The organism is Paenarthrobacter sp. A20 (assembly GCF_024168825.1).
In the GTDB taxonomy this organism is placed as follows: domain Bacteria; phylum Actinomycetota; class Actinomycetes; order Actinomycetales; family Micrococcaceae; genus Arthrobacter.
Window position 1 is genome coordinate 2,714,450 of sequence record NZ_JALJWH010000001.1, and the last position, 18,540, is coordinate 2,732,989.

The 18,540-nt window shown below is 64.0% G+C and carries 18 protein-coding genes; 11 read left to right on the forward strand and 7 right to left on the reverse strand.

Annotation, left to right across the window (positions count from 1 at the left end; genetic code table 11):
- Positions 1–18: 18 nt before the first annotated feature.
- The 4 genes from J3D46_RS12635 to J3D46_RS12650 all read left to right on the forward strand — a co-directional run bounded on the left by J3D46_RS12635 (position 19) and on the right by J3D46_RS12650 (position 3,762).
- Positions 19–1,350 (forward strand): RIP metalloprotease, encoded by a 1,332-nt coding sequence (locus J3D46_RS12635; protein WP_253467557.1) that lies wholly within the window; start codon positions 19–21, stop codon positions 1,348–1,350.
- 64 nt (positions 1,351–1,414) lie between these two features.
- Complete coding sequence (locus tag J3D46_RS12640; protein WP_159707390.1) at positions 1,415–1,708, forward strand: YciI family protein; 294 nt, start codon at positions 1,415–1,417, stop codon at positions 1,706–1,708.
- A 46-nt stretch (positions 1,709–1,754) separates the two neighbouring features.
- Positions 1,755–2,921, forward strand: a complete 1,167-nt coding sequence (gene ispG / locus J3D46_RS12645; RefSeq protein ID WP_011774258.1) for a flavodoxin-dependent (E)-4-hydroxy-3-methylbut-2-enyl-diphosphate synthase — start codon at positions 1,755–1,757, stop codon at positions 2,919–2,921.
- Complete coding sequence (locus tag J3D46_RS12650) at positions 2,884–3,762, forward strand: GNAT family N-acetyltransferase (RefSeq protein ID WP_253469217.1); 879 nt, start codon at positions 2,884–2,886, stop codon at positions 3,760–3,762. Before ispG ends, J3D46_RS12650 begins: the two co-directional genes overlap by 38 nt.
- Positions 3,763–3,775: 13 nt before the next feature.
- On the opposite strand, the gene J3D46_RS12655 is transcribed toward J3D46_RS12650, so the two are convergent.
- The 3 genes from J3D46_RS12655 to J3D46_RS12665 are packed head-to-tail and all read right to left on the reverse strand — an operon-like array spanning position 3,776 to position 5,882.
- On the reverse strand, positions 3,776–4,387 hold the full coding sequence (locus tag J3D46_RS12655; RefSeq protein WP_253467559.1) for a TetR/AcrR family transcriptional regulator: 612 nt from the start codon (positions 4,385–4,387) through the stop codon (positions 3,776–3,778).
- Positions 4,384–5,127, reverse strand: coding sequence for an ABC transporter permease (locus tag J3D46_RS12660; RefSeq protein ID WP_231341580.1), 744 nt, complete (start codon positions 5,125–5,127; stop codon positions 4,384–4,386). Before J3D46_RS12660 ends, J3D46_RS12655 begins: the two co-directional genes overlap by 4 nt.
- Positions 5,128–5,135: 8 nt before the next feature.
- Entirely contained in the window at positions 5,136–5,882 is a 747-nt protein-coding gene (locus J3D46_RS12665) for an ABC transporter ATP-binding protein (RefSeq protein ID WP_253467562.1), read from the reverse strand.
- Between the two features lie 503 nt (positions 5,883–6,385).
- Here J3D46_RS12665 and J3D46_RS12670 point away from each other — a divergent pair.
- Both J3D46_RS12670 and J3D46_RS12675 read left to right on the forward strand, forming a co-directional pair.
- Positions 6,386–8,197: a proline--tRNA ligase gene (locus J3D46_RS12670; protein WP_253467565.1), complete on the forward strand. Its 1,812-nt coding sequence runs from the start codon at positions 6,386–6,388 to the stop codon at positions 8,195–8,197.
- Positions 8,194–8,991, forward strand: coding sequence for a TSUP family transporter (locus J3D46_RS12675; protein ID WP_253467568.1), 798 nt, complete (start codon positions 8,194–8,196; stop codon positions 8,989–8,991). The genes J3D46_RS12670 and J3D46_RS12675 overlap by 4 nt, the downstream gene beginning before the upstream one ends.
- Before the next feature lie 14 nt (positions 8,992–9,005).
- Here J3D46_RS12675 and J3D46_RS12680 read toward each other — a convergent pair whose 3' ends face one another.
- Genes J3D46_RS12680 through J3D46_RS12695 form a run of 4 tightly spaced genes read right to left on the reverse strand, consistent with a single transcriptional unit; the run spans position 9,006 to position 12,687 of the window.
- The gene (locus tag J3D46_RS12680) at positions 9,006–9,782 is read right to left on the reverse strand and encodes an aspartate dehydrogenase domain-containing protein (RefSeq protein ID WP_253467572.1); all 777 of its coding nucleotides are present in this window, start codon (positions 9,780–9,782) and stop codon (positions 9,006–9,008) included.
- Between the two features lie 3 nt (positions 9,783–9,785).
- A complete protein-coding gene (locus tag J3D46_RS12685; protein WP_253467575.1) occupies positions 9,786–10,808 on the reverse strand; it encodes an aminoglycoside phosphotransferase family protein in 1,023 nt (340 codons plus the stop codon).
- A gap of 34 nt (positions 10,809–10,842) precedes the next feature.
- Complete coding sequence (locus J3D46_RS12690; protein ID WP_253467578.1) at positions 10,843–11,571, reverse strand: VIT family protein; 729 nt, start codon at positions 11,569–11,571, stop codon at positions 10,843–10,845.
- Positions 11,572–11,622: 51 nt separating this feature from the next.
- A complete protein-coding gene (locus J3D46_RS12695; RefSeq protein WP_253467581.1) occupies positions 11,623–12,687 on the reverse strand; it encodes a DUF4439 domain-containing protein in 1,065 nt (354 codons plus the stop codon).
- Positions 12,688–12,792: 105 nt separating this feature from the next.
- Here J3D46_RS12695 and rimP point away from each other — a divergent pair, with 105 nt between their 5' ends.
- From rimP to rbfA, 5 genes are all read left to right on the forward strand, one after another.
- Entirely contained in the window at positions 12,793–13,404 is a 612-nt protein-coding gene (gene rimP, locus J3D46_RS12700) for a ribosome maturation factor RimP (RefSeq protein ID WP_231341552.1), read from the forward strand.
- The gene (gene nusA, locus J3D46_RS12705; protein ID WP_231341551.1) at positions 13,404–14,384 is read left to right on the forward strand and encodes a transcription termination factor NusA; all 981 of its coding nucleotides are present in this window, start codon (positions 13,404–13,406) and stop codon (positions 14,382–14,384) included. Before rimP ends, nusA begins: the two co-directional genes overlap by 1 nt.
- 197 nt (positions 14,385–14,581) lie before the next feature.
- Positions 14,582–14,923, forward strand: coding sequence for a YlxR family protein (locus J3D46_RS12710; RefSeq protein ID WP_231339128.1), 342 nt, complete (start codon positions 14,582–14,584; stop codon positions 14,921–14,923).
- 152 nt (positions 14,924–15,075) lie between these two features.
- Entirely contained in the window at positions 15,076–17,934 is a 2,859-nt protein-coding gene (infB, locus tag J3D46_RS12715) for a translation initiation factor IF-2 (RefSeq protein ID WP_253467585.1), read from the forward strand.
- A gap of 77 nt (positions 17,935–18,011) precedes the next feature.
- Entirely contained in the window at positions 18,012–18,515 is a 504-nt protein-coding gene (gene rbfA / locus J3D46_RS12720; RefSeq protein ID WP_231339130.1) for a 30S ribosome-binding factor RbfA, read from the forward strand.
- The last annotated feature ends 25 nt before the right edge of the window (positions 18,516–18,540 follow it).

Below are 18,540 nucleotides of genomic sequence, written 5' to 3' on the forward strand. Positions count from 1 at the left end.
GGAAGCAGTCCCACCGGCATGAGTCCCGTCCTTCTCTTCATTCTTGGAGTCGTCTTCGTCGCAATCGGCGTTGCGGTTTCCATCGCGCTGCACGAGGTAGGCCACCTGGTGCCTGCGAAGCTCTTCAAAGTGCGCGTCACCAAGTACATGATCGGCTTCGGGCCAACCCTGTGGTCCAGGAAGAAGGGCGAGACGGAGTACGGCTTCAAAGCCCTGCCGCTGGGCGGCTACGTGTCCATGATCGGCATGTACCCGCCCAACAAGGAAGACGGCGCAGTCCGGCCCTCCAGTACAGGCATGTTCCAGACGCTGGCCACCGAAGCGCGTTCGATGGCTCACGAGGAAGTGGGGCCAGGGGATGAAAACCGCGTCTTCTACAAGCTCCCCGTGTGGAAAAAGATCATCGTCATGCTCGGCGGCCCCGCCATGAACATGGTCATCGGGCTCATCCTGCTGGCTGTCCTGCTCATGGGCTTCGGTACAGCCCAGGCAACCACCACCATCGCGGACGTGTCCAAATGCCAGGTAGCTGCCGGCGAGACGGTGGACCCGGACTCCACGGAATGCAAGCCGACTCCAGCCGCGGCGGCCGGACTGCAACCCAATGACACCATCACCTCATTCGACGGAAAGCCCGTCACCAATTGGGACGAACTGACCGGGTGGATCCGTGCCTCTGCAGGCAAGGATGTCCCCATCAAAGTCATGCGCAACGGCGCTGAGGTTTCCGCGACCGTGACGCCTGTGCTCTCATCGCGTCCCGTTGTCGGTTCCGATGGCCGCCAGGAACAGGATGCCAACGGGGTACTGAAGTACCAAGAAGTCGGGTTCCTCGGAATTGGCGCCCAAAGCGCATTGGTTCCACAACCGGCGTCGGCCGTCCTGCCCATGGCGGGGGAGAACATCAAGCAGATTTCCGGTGTGATCTTCAACCTGCCCGCCCGGGTGGTCGGAGTGGCGAAAGCTGCCTTCAGCGAGGAGCCCCGGGACCCGAACGGTCCCATCAGCGTGGTGGGTGTGGGCCGGGTTGCCGGTGAGGTCGCGGCCATGGAACAGGTGCCGTTGCAGGCACGTATCGGAACCCTCATCGGACTGCTTGCAGGACTGAACTTCGCGTTGGCCATCTTCAACCTCATTCCGCTGCTTCCGCTCGACGGCGGTCACGTGGCCGGCGCACTGTACGAAGGAGCGCGCCGCCAGGTGGCCATATTGCGGGGCAAGCCGGACCCCGGATCGTTCGACATCGCGAAACTGTTGCCGGTCACCTACGTGGTAGCTGCCCTGCTCATGGCAATGGGCGCCCTGTTGATCTACGCGGACATCGTGAAGCCCGTGAACATCTTCGGCTGACCTGTGCATATTTTCGGGTCAGCTGTGAACTTTTTCTGCGCAGCTGGCGGGATAGGCTAGCTCCATGACTGTTTTCGCTGTTGAGTACGTATATGTCGCCGATTCCGGTGCCCTTCGCGACGAAGCCCGCCCAGCACACCGTGCCTGGCTCGGCGAACTGGCCGAGGAAGGCAAGTTGCTTGCCAGCGGCCCCTACGGTGACGGTGCCGGCGCGCTGCTCATCTTCAAGTCCGCAGACGAAGCCGGGCTCAATGACCTCCTCAAGCAGGATCCGTTTGCTGAAGCCGGAGTTATCGCCGGCATCCGCACCACGGAATGGGCCCCCATCATCGGTGTCCTGGCTGCCCACGCGTCCTAACCCGCGTTCTTCACCACAACGATCCACCCCAATCCAAGGAGTCCACGTGACCTCGGTCAGCCTGGGAATGCCAGCAGCCCCACCCCCCGTCCTTGCCCCGCGCCGAAAGACGCGGCAGATCAAGGTTGGCTCCGTTGGTGTTGGTTCTGATTCGCCCATCAGCGTTCAGTCCATGACCACCACGCCCACCACGGACATCAACGCCACGCTTCAGCAGATCGCTGAACTGACCGCGTCCGGCTGCGACATCGTGCGTGTTGCCTGCCCTTCCGCGGATGATGCCGAGGCTTTGCCCATCATTGCCCGCAAGTCCCAGATCCCCGTGATTGCAGATATCCACTTCCAGCCGAAGTACGTCTTCGCCGCCATTGAGGCCGGATGCGCGGCAGTTCGGGTGAACCCGGGCAACATCCGCAAGTTCGATGACCAGGTCAAGGAAATCGCAGCAGCGGCCCGGGACCACGGCACGTCCATCCGGATCGGCGTCAACGCCGGATCCCTTGAGCCGGGCATCATGAAGAAGTACGGCAAGGCCACCCCGGAAGCGCTGGTTGAATCCGCCGTCTGGGAAGCCTCGCTGTTCGAAGAGCACGGCTTCCACGACTTCAAAATCTCCGTTAAGCACAATGACCCGGTCATCATGGTGGCCGCTTACGAGATGTTGGCTGAGAAAGGCGACTGGCCCCTGCACCTCGGTGTGACTGAAGCCGGACCGGCGTTCCAGGGCACCATCAAGTCCGCCACTGCGTTCGGTGCGCTGCTGTCCAGGGGCATCGGCGACACCATCCGTGTTTCCCTCTCGGCGCCGCCAGTGGAGGAAATCAAGGTGGGCAACCAGATCCTGCAGTCCCTGAACCTGCGCCCCCGCAAGCTCGAAATCGTGTCCTGCCCATCCTGTGGCCGGGCCCAGGTGGACGTGTACACGCTGGCAGAGCAAGTAACTGCCGGTCTGGAAGGCATGGAGATTCCGCTGCGCGTCGCCGTCATGGGCTGCGTGGTTAACGGGCCCGGTGAAGCCCGCGAAGCGGACCTCGGTGTGGCCTCCGGAAACGGCAAGGGCCAGATTTTCGTGAAGGGCGAAGTCATCAAGACTGTTCCTGAAAGCGAAATTGTTGAGACACTGATCGAAGAGGCCATGCGCATCGCCGAAGAGATGGGGGAGGCCGATGGCGAAGATGCTGTCAAGGGTAGCCCCGTGGTTAGCGTCTCGTAACGAGAACGGCTTGGGAGTCAGGGTGCTCGGCAACGCCGACACCCTGGCTCTTCGCGCCCTGGCAAGCGAAGACGTCGTGGCCAACGTCTTCATACTGGCGCACTTGGACAGTACCGGCACGGCGGCGCCCACCAGCGGGGGCGCCAGTGTTTTCGGCGTGTTCGACGACGACAGGCTCCTTGGCGCCTGCTGGGCCGGAGCCAATCTGGTTCCCGTGCAACTCGATCCGGAATTGGCAGGCTATATAGCCACGGCAGCCCACCAAACAGGACGCCGCTACGCTTCCATTTTTGGTCCAGCCGATACGGTGCTGGCGCTCTACTCCCGGTTCGAGCAACTGGGCCACACAGCCCACGAGGTCCGTTCCCACCAGCCCTTGCTCACTCTTTCGGGCGGCCCGGCCATCGGCGCAAACCCGGCCCTGACTTTTGGCACCATGACGGACTTCGACCGCATCCTTCCAGCATGCGCGGCGATGTTCGAGGAAGAAGTGGGCTACTCACCCTTCCTTGGCGGCCAGGAGTTCTACAGCAGGCGGGTCGCCGGCCTCATTCGGCAAGGCCATTCGCTGGTCCACATCGACGCCGGAGGCACTGTGGTCTTCAAAGCCGAACTTGGTGCTGTCACAGCCGACGTGACCCAGGTCCAGGGCGTGTGGATGAATCCGGAACTCCGGGGGCGCGGCCAGAGCGCCGGCTACATGGCCGCCGTCGTGAATCTTTCCAAGACCTTTGCTCCCGTGACGAGCCTGTACGTCAACGACTACAACGCCAAAGCCCGTGCCACCTATGACAGGGTTGGCTTTGAGCAGGCAGGCACGTTCGCGACAGTCCTGTTCTAGCCCCGACTGTGGCCTACATGGGGGAGTCCAGGTCCCCTGTCAGGTAGCGCTGGATGTTCGGGGCCACCCAACGGACAACGTCCTCTTGGGTGGCGGATGCCAAGGGCTCAAGGCGGACCACGTACCGGGCCAGCATCAACCCCATCACCTGTGTCGCAACAAGATTGCCTCGAAGCCGCACCTCTCCTGCAGGGCCCGGGACTCCGGCCATCACCCGCGACAGGATGGTCCGGTTCACCATTTCCCTCAGCAGGGCCGTCTTGGCTTTGGACCCGATGGTCCCTCGAACAAAAGCCACCAGGCTGTGCTGGGCAGGGCTCTCCCAGAGGTGCAGGACCGCCCGGACAATCGCTTCCGCCCTCAGGGACGGGTCCGTGCTTTCGACGCCGACCAACACCTGGGCAGGGTCGGCGGGCAATTCAACGCATAAGGCAAAAAGCTCGTCCTTGCCCTTGAAGAAGTGGTGAACCATGGCGGGATCGACGGCGGCCTCACGGGCAACCTGCCGCAAACTTGTCCCTTCGAACCCGTGTTCCGCGAACAATTTCCGTGCCGCCGCAAGGATGGCCTGACGGGAATGGTCGCCCGCGCTGCGGCGACCACGCCGAATCTGGGGAAGGCTCATCGGGTTTGCCGCCGCAGCGTCAGCGATGCCAGGACCAGCACTCCTACGACGATCACGCCCATCACCAGGACGTCCTGCCACATCGAGGCCGTCGCTTCGGCATTCCCGGCGATTTCCTTCAACGCATCCACGGAGAACGTCAGCGGCAGGACGCTTGAGATCGTCTCCAGGACGTCATTCATCCCGTCGCGGGCAACGAACAGCCCGCACAGCAGGATCTGTGGCACCACCACGACCGGCATGAACTGCACGGCCTGGAATTCAGTGCGCGCAAAAGCCGAGCACAGCAGCCCAAGGGCGACGCCCAGGACGCCATTGATGACAGCGACCATCACCACGAATCCCGGACTTCCCTTGATGTCCAGGTCGAAGACCCAATAGGCGACGGCCGTCGCCACCAGGGACTGCAGAGCGGCCATGATCGAAAAGGCCAGGGCGTAGCCGAAGAGGAGATCTGCCTTGTGGATGGGCGTGGTCAGGAGCCGCTCCAAGGTCCCGGATGTCCGCTCGCGGAGCATGGTGATGGAGGTGACCAGGAACATCACCACGAACGGGAAGATGGCCAGCATCATCAGGCCCACGCGGTCAAAGGTGCGGGGGATCCCCGGAGGCAGGGCCTCGTTGTCGAAGAGGAAGTACACGGCCGCCAGCAGCAGGGCCGGAACCACCAGGATCAGCCCTACGCTGCGGTGATCGTGCCTCAGTTGGCCAAGAACGCGGGCGGCCGTGGCGAGGGTCATACGCAGGTTCACGATGCCACCTGGCTTTCACTGCCGTGGTCGGCGGCCTTGATGATGGTCAGGAAGGCCCGCTCAAGGTCATCGCTGCGGCCGCGCTCAGCCAACTCCGATGGGCTGAGTTGCGCCAGGAGCAAACCGTCACGCAGCAGGAGGAGGGAGGAACAATGGGAGGCTTCCTCCATCACATGGCTGGACACCAGCAGCGTGGTGCCGGCAGCAGCCATTGCGGCGAAACGTTCCCACAGTTCTGCGCGAAGTACGGGATCGAGCCCCACAGTGGGCTCGTCCAGGACCAATAGCCTTGGGCGGGACACCAGTGCGCATGCCAACGACACCCGGCTGAACTGCCCGCCGGACAAATCTGCGGCTTTTTTCCGGGCGAGTGATGAGAGCCCGACGGCGGCAATCGCCTCGGCGGTGTCGGCCGTCGTCGCGCCGTGCATGGCGCCAAAGTACCTGACATTGGCTTCGACGCTGAGGTCCGGATAGACGCTGGCGCCCTGGGTGACGTATCCGACGTCGTGCCTGAGTGTCGGGCTGCCCGCAGGCAGGCCGAGAACGGACAAGGTTCCCCGGGTGATCCGCTGGACGCCGACAATTGCGCGCATGAGCGTTGTCTTGCCGCTGCCCGAAGGGCCGAGCAATCCGGTGATCCGGCCGGAATCAACGGTGAAATCAAGTCCGCGGAGGATTTTTGTCCGCGAACGGGAGACATGAAGTTTGTCCGCTTCGATGGCCGCTGGAACGGGTGACATACGGGCCTCCCAGGGCTCCATTAATTCACCAAATGATGAAATAAAAGTAGATCCACACCCCGCAGGGGTCAAGGGTGGCGGCAACGCCGGGTAGCCCCAATCCTTGAAAATGTGTCTGCGATCACATAGGTTCTACCCAAGCCGTGTCGTTGGGGTGCGGGTGGCAACAGGGGGAAATCATGTTCAAGACCTTGATGGGCGCCACAAGCGCTTCGGCCATCCGAAAGCTCGGCAGTGACCAATGCTTCCCAGTCGCAGGCGATCCCGTTCCGCTGGAGGGAACGGCGATCTAGTCCCCGGACAGAGTCTGCGGCCGGCCGGCCGCTGAGCCACGCCATCGCAGGATGACCAGCCCATTGCGGCCAGGGGCTTCCACACGCGACGGCGTGGCTCTTCTGTGTCCGGCGCACGGCCAAGCGGCCATTCAAGCGGCAAGGCACTGAACCGGTAGATTAGTAGGCAGTTGTTTTTGCCACATCTGCCATAGAAACGGATACGTACCCGTGGTCCTTCGCCTTTCCCAGTTGTTCCTGCGCACCTTGCGTGAAGATCCCGTCGATGCCGAGGTCGCCAGCCACAAGCTCCTGGTGCGCGCCGGGTACATCCGCCGCGCAGCCCCGGGCATTTACACCTGGCTCCCGTTGGGCCTGAGTGTCCTGCGCAAGGTGGAGGAGATCATCCGCCAGGAAATGACTGCCATAGGCGCCCAGGAAGTCCACTTCCCGGCGCTGCTCCCGCGCGAACCCTACGAGGCCACCAACCGCTGGACCGAGTACGGCGAGGGCCTGTTCCGCCTCCAGGACCGCAAGGGTGCGGACTACCTCCTTGCTCCGACGCACGAGGAAATGTTCACGCTCCTGGTGAAGGATCTGTACTCCTCGTACAAGGACCTGCCCCTGAGCCTTTACCAGATCCAGAACAAGTACCGCGATGAAGCACGCCCCCGGGCAGGCCTCCTCCGCGGCCGCGAGTTCATCATGAAGGACTCCTATTCCTTCGACGTTGACGACGCCGGCTTGGATGCCAGCTACGCCGCGCACCGTGCCGCGTACCTGAAGATCTTTGCGCGGCTGGGCCTGGAGGTCATTCCGGTGGCGGCAACGGCCGGTGCCATGGGTGGCTCAAAGAGTGAGGAATTCCTGTTCCCCACCGAGATCGGCGAGGACACCTTCGTCCGCTCGGCCGGCGGCTACTACGCCAACGTCGAGGCCGTGACCACCGTTGTTCCCGACGAGATCGACTTCACCAACGCGCCGGCAGCCCAGGTCCTGGACACGCCGAATACGCCCACCATCGATACCCTCGTGGACGCAGCCAACCAGCTGGCTCCGCGCAGTGAGTCCGACGGCGGCCCCTGGGCTGCCGCTGACACGCTCAAGAACGTGGTCCTCGCCGTCACGCTGCCCACCGGTGAGCGCCAGATCGTTGTCATCGGCGTTCCGGGCGACCGCGCCGTGGACCTTAAGCGCGTGGAAGCCAACATCGGTTCCCACCTGCCGATTGCCGGCGAAATTGGCCTCGAGGCTGCCAACGAAGAAGACCTCAAAAAACTGCCGTGGCTGGTCAAGGGCTACATCGGCCCCGGCCTGTCACTTGACGAGCCTGTCCTTGGCCTTGAAGGTTCCTCCAAGCTGCTCTTCCTGGTGGACCCCCGCGTCGTCTCCGGCACCAGCTGGGTCACCGGCGCCAACGCCGAGGGCAAGCACGTCTTCGGGCTGGTTGCAGGCCGCGACTTCGCGTGGGACGGGGTCATCGAGAGCACCGAAGTGCGTGCCGGCGATCCCGCCCCGGACGGCTCCGGTCCGCTGGAAACAGCCCGTGGCATCGAAATGGGCCACATCTTCCAATTGGGCCGCAAGTACGCTGCCGCATTGGACTTGAAGGTCCTGGACCAGAACGGCAAGCAGGTAGTTGTCACCATGGGTTCCTACGGCGTAGGCGTGACGCGTGCCGTGGCTGCCCTTGCCGAAGCCAACCACGATGACCGTGGCATCGTATGGCCGCGCTCGGTCGCTCCCGCTGATGTCCACGTGGTGGCTGTTGGCCGTGGCGATGAGATCTTCGAGGCCGCTGAGAAACTTTCCGCAGAGTTGGAAGCCGCTGGCCTGGACGTCATTTTCGATGACCGTCCCAAGGTTTCACCCGGCGTGAAGTTCGGCGATGCCGAGCTCGTGGGCGTGCCCACCATCCTGGCCGTCGGCCGGGGATTGGTGGATGGCGTCGTGGAAATCAAGGACCGCCGCAGCGGCGAAGCCGAGAACGTTTCGGTGGACAAGGCCGTGGATTACGTGGTCAACGCCGTACGAAACCGGTGATTTCCGGCTTCGAATCAATCCAGCTCACCACAATCATCCTGATTGTGGTGGCTGGATTCGCCGCCGGCTGGGTTGATGCCGTGGTGGGGGGCGGGGGACTGATTCAGCTCCCCGCCCTGCTGCTGGTGCCGGGCATCACGCCTGTCCAAGCGCTGGCGACCAACAAAATGGGGTCCATATTCGGGACAACCACCAGTGCCGTCACGTATTACCGGCGCGTGGGGCCTGACCTCAGGACCGCGGTTCCCATGGCCGTGATCGCCTTGGCCGGGAGCTTCGGCGGGGCAATCCTTGCGGCCTCCCTGCCGGCCAGTGTGTTCAAGCCGATCATCGTGGTGGCGCTGATCGCCGTCGCCATCTTCACGGCCTTGCGCCCCCGCGCGGGCGAGCTGACAGCCCTTCGCCACGATGGCCACAAGCACTACGTCGTGGCCTGCCTCATCGGCGCTGTGATCGGCTTTTACGACGGCTTGATCGGACCCGGCACGGGCTCGTTCCTGGTGATCGCCCTCGTTTCGGCCATGGGGTATGCCTTCCTTGAAGCCAGTGCCAAGGCGAAGATCGTCAACATGGCCACGAACGCTGGAGCCTTGATCTTCTTCCTCCCGCACGGCTCACTGCTCTGGGGCCTGGGACTCATCCTGGGGCTGGCCAACATGGCCGGGGGCTACTTGGGTGCCCGCACCGCCGTGGCCAAGGGGAGTGGCTTTGTGCGCGTTGTATTCCTGATCGTGGTGGCCGCGTTGATCATCAAGCTCGGCGTGGATGTCTGGAATGAGAACTTCGCGGCGTAGCCCTCCCGGGTTCGTCAGATGAAACTGCCGCTGGCGTTGGCCAGCGTCTTCAAACCGCGGACGACGGCGTGCGGCACCAAAGCGCTCGACGCCGGGTTGTTGGGGGATGCCTCGTTGGTCACCCGGACATCGAAAGTGCCCAGGCTTGTCTCAGCCAGCACGTGGTGGGCTGTCTGGTGGGCGGCCGGGTCCGCAATGAGCACCGCCTCTACTACGTCCCAGTTGCCCGCTGCCAGGGCAAGCGCCGAGACCACGTTGGTGGATTTGGGGAAGGCTTTGATCAGTTCTGCCGGCCCACCCCGCAGAAGCTCCACCGGCCGGGTGGTTGCGAGGAGCCCTTCCTTGGTTTCACCGTCCATCCACGGCTGCACCAGGGCCGCCGGCAGCTTCCGCGACTCCAGGGTGATGCGGTGAATGGTTCCGCCCGCCCGGGCGGCGGTGATCGCATCCAGTCCTCCCAACGCGCCGGTGGTCAGGAACGTCCGGCCAGGACCGCCGTCGAGCAGTGTTGTCCGCAGGGAGCGGTCACACAAAGCACCGATCGAGGTGACCAGCAGGTCCTTGCCGGTTGAGACGATGCGGGGGCCGAACTCGGCGACAGCGGCAACGCCGGCGCACTCCACCACCACATCAGCGGCTTCCAGGGCATCGTCGAAGCTGAAGCCTGTGCCGGCGTCGCCGTGCGGCACCACTCCGGCGAGCCTGACGCCCGGGGCGGTCCCGGCGTCGAGCAGTTCCACGATCCTCGAACCGATGGCCCCGGATCCAATCAGGGCGACTGTGAGTGCCATGGCCTAGTGCGCCGTCGCGCCGGGATCGGGCAGCTCATGTGCCCTTGGAAGATCATCGAGTGTCCGGCCGGCAAGGGTGCTGGCAACCCACAACGAGCGTGCGAGGTCTCCGCCGTGACGGGGTTTCCCGGCGTACCCCAGGGCGTTGTCCACCTCGCGGGCAATGCTCCACTGCCGGGCAGCCTCCGGATCAAGTCCGGCAGCGAGGCTGAAGTCGTGGCAGCGTTCCCGTAGTGCAGCTTCCGGGTCCGTCCGGGACAGGTCATGGATGCGGTTCCAAAGAATCGGCGCGACGGCGAACTCGGCCTCGCCAACCTGCGGTTGCGGGTCGATGGCCAGGTAATCGCCCCGGCGCGACCGCTGGTCGCTCATGACAGCCAGGATGTTCATGAAGTGGAGGTCCGTGTGCACCAGGACATCCATCCCGGAGCGGCGTCCCACGGCGCCACGCGTCTGGCACACTTCCAGGGCCGCTTCAAGCAGCCATCTGGGGAAAGGCCGGTCCAGGCGTTCCCATTCCGCAGGAAGTTCGTCACTCCACCGTTCGGCAGTTGCGGCAACATGGTCCAAAGCCCGCCATTCGAGCCGGTCATCGGGCGTGATGGAGAGCTGGCGCAAAATGGCACCCCAAGCGTCCCGGGCATCGTCCAGCGCGACGTCCTGGAGCCAATGGGTGGCATCAAGCCGTTCCAGGAGCATGGAGCAGCTGGGAGCATGCGCTGCCAGGAGCCGGGCAGCTCCGTGGCCGTCCCAGAGTGCCAGGGCATGGCGCTCCACCAGGGCTTCGTCGTGTGGGAAAGCGATCTTCAAGGCAGCCTGTGTGCCGTCCTGAAGGACCGGAACCACCAGGGCTCCGTGGCCGTTCCACGGTTCGGCGCCGGGAGCCAGGTCAACTGTGAGCTGCCAACGATCAATCGCATCGGAGATAAGTCCCGGAAGGCTGGCCAGCCAGTCGCGTCCGGCGGAGTCGCGGTTGTACCGGGCGTGCAGGTCGCCCGGAATGGGAATCATCGCGTGAAGGGTCACGCGATCAGCCTAACTCTGCTGTAACGCGCGGCTCTCAGAAAACGCCGCTGGCCCCCAAGAGCGTTCCGATCCAGAACGTCGCCGCCAGTGCCAAGGCCCCGCCAAGCACCACCCGGGAGGCCGCACGGATGCGGGAAGCGCCGCCGATCCATGCACCTACTGCGCCAGTTACCGCCAGTGCGAGCAGGACTGCAACGAACGTCAGGGGCACCCGCAGTTCCGTGGGAGGCAACAGGATGGCCAGCATCGGCAGTATCGCTCCCAAGATGAAGGCCACAGCGGAAGCCAAAGCTGCGTTCCACGGGCTGACAATGTCGTCTTCATGGATATTCAGCTCTGCTGAAAGATGGGCGGCCAGGGCATCGTGCTCGGTCAACTCCTGTGCAACGGTCCGGGCCGTTTTGGCGCTGAGGCCTCTGGATTCGTAGATCGCGGCCAGCTCGTTAAGCTCATCCTCGGGTTGCTCCGCCAGCTCGCGCCTTTCCTTTTCGATCAGGGCTTTTTGGGTGTCGCTCTGGCTGCTGACGGACACATACTCACCCAAAGCCATGGAGATCGCGCCACCCACCAGGCCGGCGGTGCCTGCGGCCAGGATGCTGCCCGTGCTGGTGGTGGCACCTGCCACACCGACCACGATGGCAGCGACGGACACAATGCCGTCATTGGCGCCCAGGACTCCGGCCCGCAACCAGTTCAACCGGTGGGCCAGATCATCCCGGTGTGGTTCGTTCTCATGCATGGAGGCAGTGTCCTTGGAAGCCATGCATCAAGCCAAGCACTGGCGTGCTGTCGGGGCCAGCATGGCTAGGCTGGCCTATCCGCCAGCGGAAGGGGACGATGCGCCGGGCGTCGGCAGGGAAGGCAACCCGCCGGCGTCGACCTTTAGTCCTGGTAGCGCTGGCAAGTCTGCGCCCCAGGCCATGCTCCTGCGCGAGGCGGCCAGGAGCCCGTCCACGGCCCACGTCCGGGCATCGGCCGAGGACAAGGCAATAAGGTCCCCAAATACCAGTAAGGAAGTCGACTCGAGCGCGGCCAAGGAAGCGGCGGGGTCTTTGGCGAACTGTGACGGGAGTCGGTAACCGGCTTCGCTGGCAGGCACGTCGCCGCAATTGGCGCGGGACAGCGCCTCCGACTGCTGCAGCGCCAGCTCGTGCGTTTGCAGGTCCCTCGCCGCCGCAGCCGCCGCCGAACTGTCCAGCCGTTTGAGTGCCACCTGATAGGCGTAGATGGCCTCCTGCTGGGAGCGGACCATGGCTGCCAGAGCTGCGTCCGTGGTTGCGGAGGTCGCTGCGGGGGTCGGACTCACTGAAGGACAAGGTGCGGCTGACGGTGTTGCGGCGGGCACCGTGGTCGCCGACGTCGCCGGCTCCTTCGGGACAGGCAGTTGCCAGGCTGCCGCCAGCTTTTCCGCCTGCAGAAGTTGGGCGGAGCCGACAGCAGCCAGCAGACGTGCGATGCCGCCGTCGGCCTCGCGGGCGTCAGTCAAGCGCTTCCGCCCGCTGACGGACAAAGCTGCAACAAAGGTGGCAGGGGTGGCGTCCGGCGATGGTGCCTTGGTGGTGGCGGGGGATGTTGAGCCGGCAGGATCCAGCAGGGCCCGCGCATGGGTTGTCAGCAAAGTCACAGCGTCCCCAAGGACCGGCTTTCCGGTATCCGGACCGGCCGCCTCTGCCAGTACGGTGGCCGATTCCCGCAATCGCAGAGTGTCCTCCAACGCCCCAACGCGTGCATTTTCGGTAAAGGTGATCGGCGGGGGAGTCCCGGAATCACGCGGAATAAGCACTATTCCTGTACCGGCCACGAGCAGCGCCACGAGGGCAACCAGCAATAGCCGGCCCCACGGTGGTGTTTGTCGTTTTTCGCTTGTCTGCCCGTTCACAACAGACCATGGTGTCACGTGGGCGGCAAACTCCGTGCACCATGTTCCCGGGAAAATCGTTAGGCTAGTAGTCACAACAACATCTATCGGGAGGCGGCGGGCAACGTGAGTGACTCGGAAGCCACGACTTCAACAGACCGTTCTGAATCGAACTCAACGGCCACCATCCACAACCCGGAAGAGAGCAGGCTTAAGGCGCTGCTTGAACCGGCCGTCCTTGCCAGCAGGCTCTACCTCGAGGATGTTTCCATCCACGTTGCCGGTTCACACCGCACTGTCCACGTCGTAGTCGATCTTCCGCAGGAGGAAACCGGGGGCGTCAGCCTTGACGCCATCGCGGACGTTTCGCGCGGACTGTCCGATATTCTGGACAACGATCCCCATGATGACGGCCGTCCGTATGACCTGGAGGTTTCTTCCCCCGGTGTCAGCCGCCCCCTGACCGAGCCGCGCCACTGGCATCGCGCCCGTGGGCGCATGGTCCGGGTCAACGTTATTCAGGGTGACAACCTCCTGGGACGCATCGCTTCGGTGGAGGATGACGCAGTGACGCTGATTCCCGAGCACGAGGTCAAGAAGGGCATGAAGCCCAAGCAAGGCGACCCCATTACTATTCCTTTCGACAGGATCCGCCAAGGAAAAGTCGAGATTGAATTCAGCCACCTCCACGAGGCTGCGCTGGAAAACGAGCACAACGGACCTTCCGAGGAGGCCTAATGGATATTGACATGAGCGCACTGAGACTCCTGGAGCGTGAGCGTGAAATCCCGCTGGATCTCCTGATTCCCACCATCGAGCAAGCATTGCTGGTGGCGTACCACAAGACGCCCGGCGCCTTCGAGAAGGCTCGCGCGGAGCTGGACCGCAAGAGCGGTCACGTGACCATCTGGGCCACTGAGATCGACGACGACGGCGAGCCGATCGGCGAGTTCGAGGACACCCCGGCCGGTTTCGGCCGCATCGCTGCCAGCACGGCACGCCAGATCATCCTGCAGCGTCTTCGCGACGTTGAGGATGACAATGTGCTGGGCGAGTTCAAGGGCCGTGAAGGCGAACTTGTGGCCGGCATGATCCAGCAGGGCAACAACCCGCACATGATCCAAGTCAACCTTGGGTCTGTTGAGGCACTGCTGCCGCCGCCCGAGCAGGTTCCCGGCGAGAAGTACCTCCACGGAAGCCGCCTGCGCGCTTTCGTGGTGGATGTCCACCGTGGTGCCAAGGGTCCGTCCATCACGCTGTCCCGTTCGCACCCCGGACTGGTCCGCAAGTTGTTTGAAATGGAAGTTCCGGAGATCGCGGACCACTCCGTGGAGATTGTGGCACTTGCCCGCGAAGCCGGCCACCGCACCAAGATTGCCGTCAAGGCGAACACTCCGGGCGTTAACGCCAAGGGTGCCTGCATCGGTGAAATGGGTTCGCGCGTCCGTGCCGTCATGACGGAACTGAACGATGAAAAGATCGACATCGTCGACTTCAGCGATGACCCGGCAACCTTCATCGCCAACTCCCTGTCGCCGTCGCGAGTGAATTCCGTCACTATTACCGACGAGGCAACCCGTTCAGCCCGCGTAGTGGTGCCCGATTACCAGCTTTCGCTGGCGATCGGCAAAGAGGGTCAGAACGCCCGGCTCGCAGCAAAGCTGACCGGTTGGCGGATCGATATCATCTCTGACGCCGCTCCGGCGAAGGTCGACTAACACTCCAACCGGCGGCCCATGCCGCCGGTTCCGCGCCGCGCTTGCGGCGTACCTGGTTTCGGGAGTGCGGGGCCGGGGGGCTAGACTAGATGGAACCGGGCTTACGTCCGGTATCCGCGCGCTTTGGCGTGCCTCAGCTGCGTTTGCAGGACCGGGGCCCGTCGGGCGCCAGAAGCGTAAGGCAGGTTGGACACGTCGTGGCTGAACTGCTGGAACACGGCCAGGGGCCTGTTCGCACGTGTATCGGATGCCGGAAGCAAGGCTCCCGGTCCGAGCTTGTCCGGCTGGTCGCCCAAGGCGGCGGTTCGTCCGCTGTCCTGGTGGATGAACGACGCCGGATGGCCGGCAGGGGTGCGTGGCTGCACCCCAGCGAAAAGTGCTTGGCATTGGCGATCAAGCGGCGCGCTTTCGGAAGGGCCCTTGCAGGCGCTGCCGAAACGGGCGCCGTTGAAAGATATCTGATGCCGGGCACGCCACTTGTGGAGGCCCAGGCCGCCACGGGAAAACCGTCCAAACCTGAAAGCGGGTCAGAAAACTGATGGAAACCCGATGAGTTCCCAGCGATGAGTGCGTAACGATGACAACTTTGTTGCGCTCTGCAATGGGCCTTTCTGTCGCGATTGCGACAAGGGCCCGCAGTAAGAAGTAGACGGTTCGTGCCTGGCTCGGTGCGGACCGAGACAGGAGAAATGTGGCCAAGGTCCGCGTACATGAGCTCGCTAAAGAGCTCGGTATTACTTCCAAAGATGCAGTAACAAAACTGCAGGAATTGGGCGAATTCGTTCGCTCCGCCTCTTCCACCATTGAGGCCCCCGTCGTGAAGAAGCTTCGCGACGCCTATCCGGGTGCCGGTGCCGCAAAGGCCGCCGCTCCCGCAGCTGCTCCGGCGGCAACCCGTCCCGCAGCATCACGTCCGGCCGCTCCGGCTCCCGGACCTGCAGCACCCAAGGCTCCGGCCCCGGCGCCTGCAGCGGCTGCTCCGGCAGCTCCTGCTCCCGCGGCACCGGCTCCGGCAGCACCCGCGGCTCCCGCCGCGTCCACCCCGGTCTCTGCCAAGCCCGGCGCCCGTCCTGCTCCCAAGGCAGAGACTCCGGCTCCGGCACGTCAGGGTGGCCAGGCTCCGCGTCCGGGCGGTCCCCGTCCGGGCAACAACCCGTTTGCTACGTCCCAGGGCATGCCCCGCGGCCGTGGTGGCGATGGCGATCGTCCGCCGCGTCCGGGCAACAACCCGTTTGCTCCGTCGCAGGGTATGCCCCGTGGTGAGCGCCGCAACGACGGCGAACGCCCCGGCGGTCCCCGTCCCGCGGCCGGCACAGGCGGTCCCCGTCCCGCAGCGGGCACCGGTGGTCCCCGTCCGGGTGCTCCGCGTCCCGGTGCACCCCGTCCGGGTGCTCCGCGTCCCGCCGGTGGTCCCGGTGGCGGAAACCGTCCTACTCCGGGCATGATGCCCAACCGCACTGAGCGTCCGGCTCCCGGTGGCGCAGGCCGTCCGGGTGGCGCAGGCCGTCCCGGTGGCGGACCCGGTCGTCCGGGTGGCGCACCTGGTACAGGTACCGGTGGCGGCGCTCCCGCCGGCGGTGGCTTCGGCAAGGGTGGCCGCGGTCGCGGTGGCACCCAGGGTGCCTTCGGCAAGGGCGGTGCCGGTCGCGGCAAGCAGCGCAAGTCGAAGCGTGCAAAGCGCCAGGAACTGGAGCAGATGAGTGCTCCGTCGCTGGGCGGCGTATCAGTACCCCGCGGTGATGGCGAGACCATCATCCGTCTGCGTCGTGGCTCGTCCATCACGGACTTTGCCGAGAAGATCGATGCGAACCCCGCGTCGCTCGTGACCGTGCTGTTCCACCTCGGTGAGATGGCCACGGCTACGCAGTCCCTCGACGAAGACACCTTTGGCCTGCTTGGTGCCGAACTTGGCTACAAGCTCCAGGTTGTTTCCCCTGAGGACGAAGAGCGCGAGCTGCTGGACCAGTTCGACATCAACATCCAGGACGAACTCGACGCCGAAGGCGACGACGTCCTCGAAGCCCGTGCGCCGGTTGTCACCGTCATGGGTCACGTTGACCACGGTAAGACCCGCCTGTTGGACGCCATCCGCAACTCGAACGTTGTGGCCGGCGAGCACGGTGGAATCACCCAGCACATCGGTGCTTACCAGATCAGCCACGTCCACGAGGGCACGGCCCGCGACATCACCTTCATTGACACCCCCGGTCACGAGGCCTTCACGGCCATGCGTGCACGTGGTGCCAAGGTCACCGATATCGCGATCCTGGTTGTCGCAGCCGACGACGGCGTTATGCCGCAGACGGTGGAAGCACTCAACCACGCGCAGGCAGCAAATGTGCCGATCGTCGTCGCGGTGAACAAGATCGACAAGGAAGGCGCCAACCCTGACAAGGTCAAGGGCCAGCTGACCGAGTACGGCCTGGTTCCCGAAGAATACGGTGGCGACACCATGTTCGTTGAGGTCTCTGCACGCCAGAACCTCAATATCGACGAACTGATCGACGCTGTCCTGCTGACGGCCGATGCCGCCTTGGATCTGCGTGCCAACCCGGACAAGGACGCTCGAGGCATTGCCATCGAAGCGAACCTCGACAAGGGCCGCGGTGCTGTTGCCACCGTCCTGGTGCAGTCCGGTACCTTGGCCGTGGGCGACACGATCGTGGCCGGTACGGCTCACGGCCGCGTCCGCGCCATGTTCGACGAGAACGGCGAGGCACTTGATGTCGCACTGCCGTCCCGCCCGGTCCAGGTCCTCGGCCTGTCCAACGTGCCGCGTGCAGGTGACACCTTCCTGGTGACTCCTGACGAGCGTACGGCCCGCCAGATCGCCGAGAAGCGTGAAGCTGCCGACCGCAACGCCGCACTGGCCAAGCGCCGCAAGCGCATCAGCCTGGAAGACTTCGACCAGGCCGTTGCAGAAGGCAAGATCGACACCCTCAACCTCATCCTCAAGGGTGACGTGTCCGGTGCCGTGGAAGCCCTCGAAGACGCCTTGCTCAAGATCGACGTCGGAGACGACGACGTTCAGCTCCGTGTCATCCACCGCGGTGTGGGTGCCATCACGCAGAACGACGTCAACCTCGCAACGGTGGACAACGCCATCATCATCGGCTTCAACGTCAAGCCGGCAGAGCGCGTTGCTGAACTGGCTGACCGCGAAGGCGTGGATATGCGCTTCTACTCGGTCATCTACGCAGCAATCGATGACATTGAGATGGCTCTCAAGGGCATGCTCAAGCCGGAATACGAAGAGGTCCAGCTCGGTACTGCCGAGGTCCGTGAAGTCTTCCGTTCCTCCAAGTTCGGCAACATCGCAGGCTCGATCGTCCGCACGGGCATCATCCGCCGTAACACGAAGGCACGTGTCAGCCGCGACGGCAAGGTCATCGGTGACAACCTCACCGTTGAGACGCTCAAGCGCTTCAAGGATGACGCAACCGAAGTCCGTACCGACTTCGAGTGTGGTATTGGTCTTGGCTCCTTCAACGACATCAACGAAGGCGACATCATCGAGACCTTCGAGATGCGCGAAAAGCCGCGCGTCTAGGTTCCGTTTGGAACGGGTCCGTCGGGTTGCCCCGGCGGACCCGTTCCGTCCCCGTTTCTACTTTCCAGGAGGAAGTCATGGCTGATCCCGCACGCGCTGCCAAGCTGGCACAGCGGATTAAGGTCGTCGTCGCAGAAGCCCTCGGACGTCGCGTGAAGGATCCTCGTGTCGAGTCCATCACGGTGACCGACGCCCGCGTCACCAACGACCTTCAGCACGCCACCATCTACTACACCGTCTTCGGTGACGAGGTAGCCCACGCTGATGCCGCCCGTGCCTTGGAAAAGGCCAAGGGTGTGCTGCGGCAGGAAGTTGGCCGCAACATCACGGTCCGGCTCACCCCGACCCTCGAGTTCGTTGCCGACCAGATTCCGGTCAACGCCTCGAACCTTGAGGAGTTGCTGCGTGAAGCCAAGCGTCGCGACGCCGAGGTGGCCGCTTTGGCTGCCAGCGCCAAGCATGCAGGCGAAGCAGACCCCTACAAGGGCGACGCCCCTGAAGACATCGACGAGGACGACTTCGACGAAGAGGACACAGACCTCTCCGGCGACAACGAACTCGACGAAGACGCCAACCGCTAGAACCTCTGTGTTTTTTGTACAGCTC

Coding starts and splice junctions, on each gene's coding strand:
- J3D46_RS12640 (WP_159707390.1), top strand. CDS start 1,415: ATGACTGTTTTCGCTGTTGAGTACGTATATGTCGCCGATTCCGGTGCC.
- J3D46_RS12680 (WP_253467572.1), bottom strand. CDS start 9,782: ATGGCACTCACAGTCGCCCTGATTGGATCCGGGGCCATCGGTTCGAGG.
- J3D46_RS12655 (WP_253467559.1), bottom strand. CDS start 4,387: ATGAGCCTTCCCCAGATTCGGCGTGGTCGCCGCAGCGCGGGCGACCAT.
- J3D46_RS12635 (WP_253467557.1), top strand. CDS start 19: ATGAGTCCCGTCCTTCTCTTCATTCTTGGAGTCGTCTTCGTCGCAATC.
- rbfA (WP_231339130.1), top strand. CDS start 18,012: ATGGCTGATCCCGCACGCGCTGCCAAGCTGGCACAGCGGATTAAGGTC.
- J3D46_RS12660 (WP_231341580.1), bottom strand. CDS start 5,127: ATGACCCTCGCCACGGCCGCCCGCGTTCTTGGCCAACTGAGGCACGAT.
- J3D46_RS12665 (WP_253467562.1), bottom strand. CDS start 5,882: ATGTCACCCGTTCCAGCGGCCATCGAAGCGGACAAACTTCATGTCTCC.
- J3D46_RS12650 (WP_253469217.1), top strand. CDS start 2,884: ATGCTGTCAAGGGTAGCCCCGTGGTTAGCGTCTCGTAACGAGAACGGC.
- nusA (WP_231341551.1), top strand. CDS start 13,404: ATGGATATTGACATGAGCGCACTGAGACTCCTGGAGCGTGAGCGTGAA.
- J3D46_RS12690 (WP_253467578.1), bottom strand. CDS start 11,571: ATGGCTTCCAAGGACACTGCCTCCATGCATGAGAACGAACCACACCGG.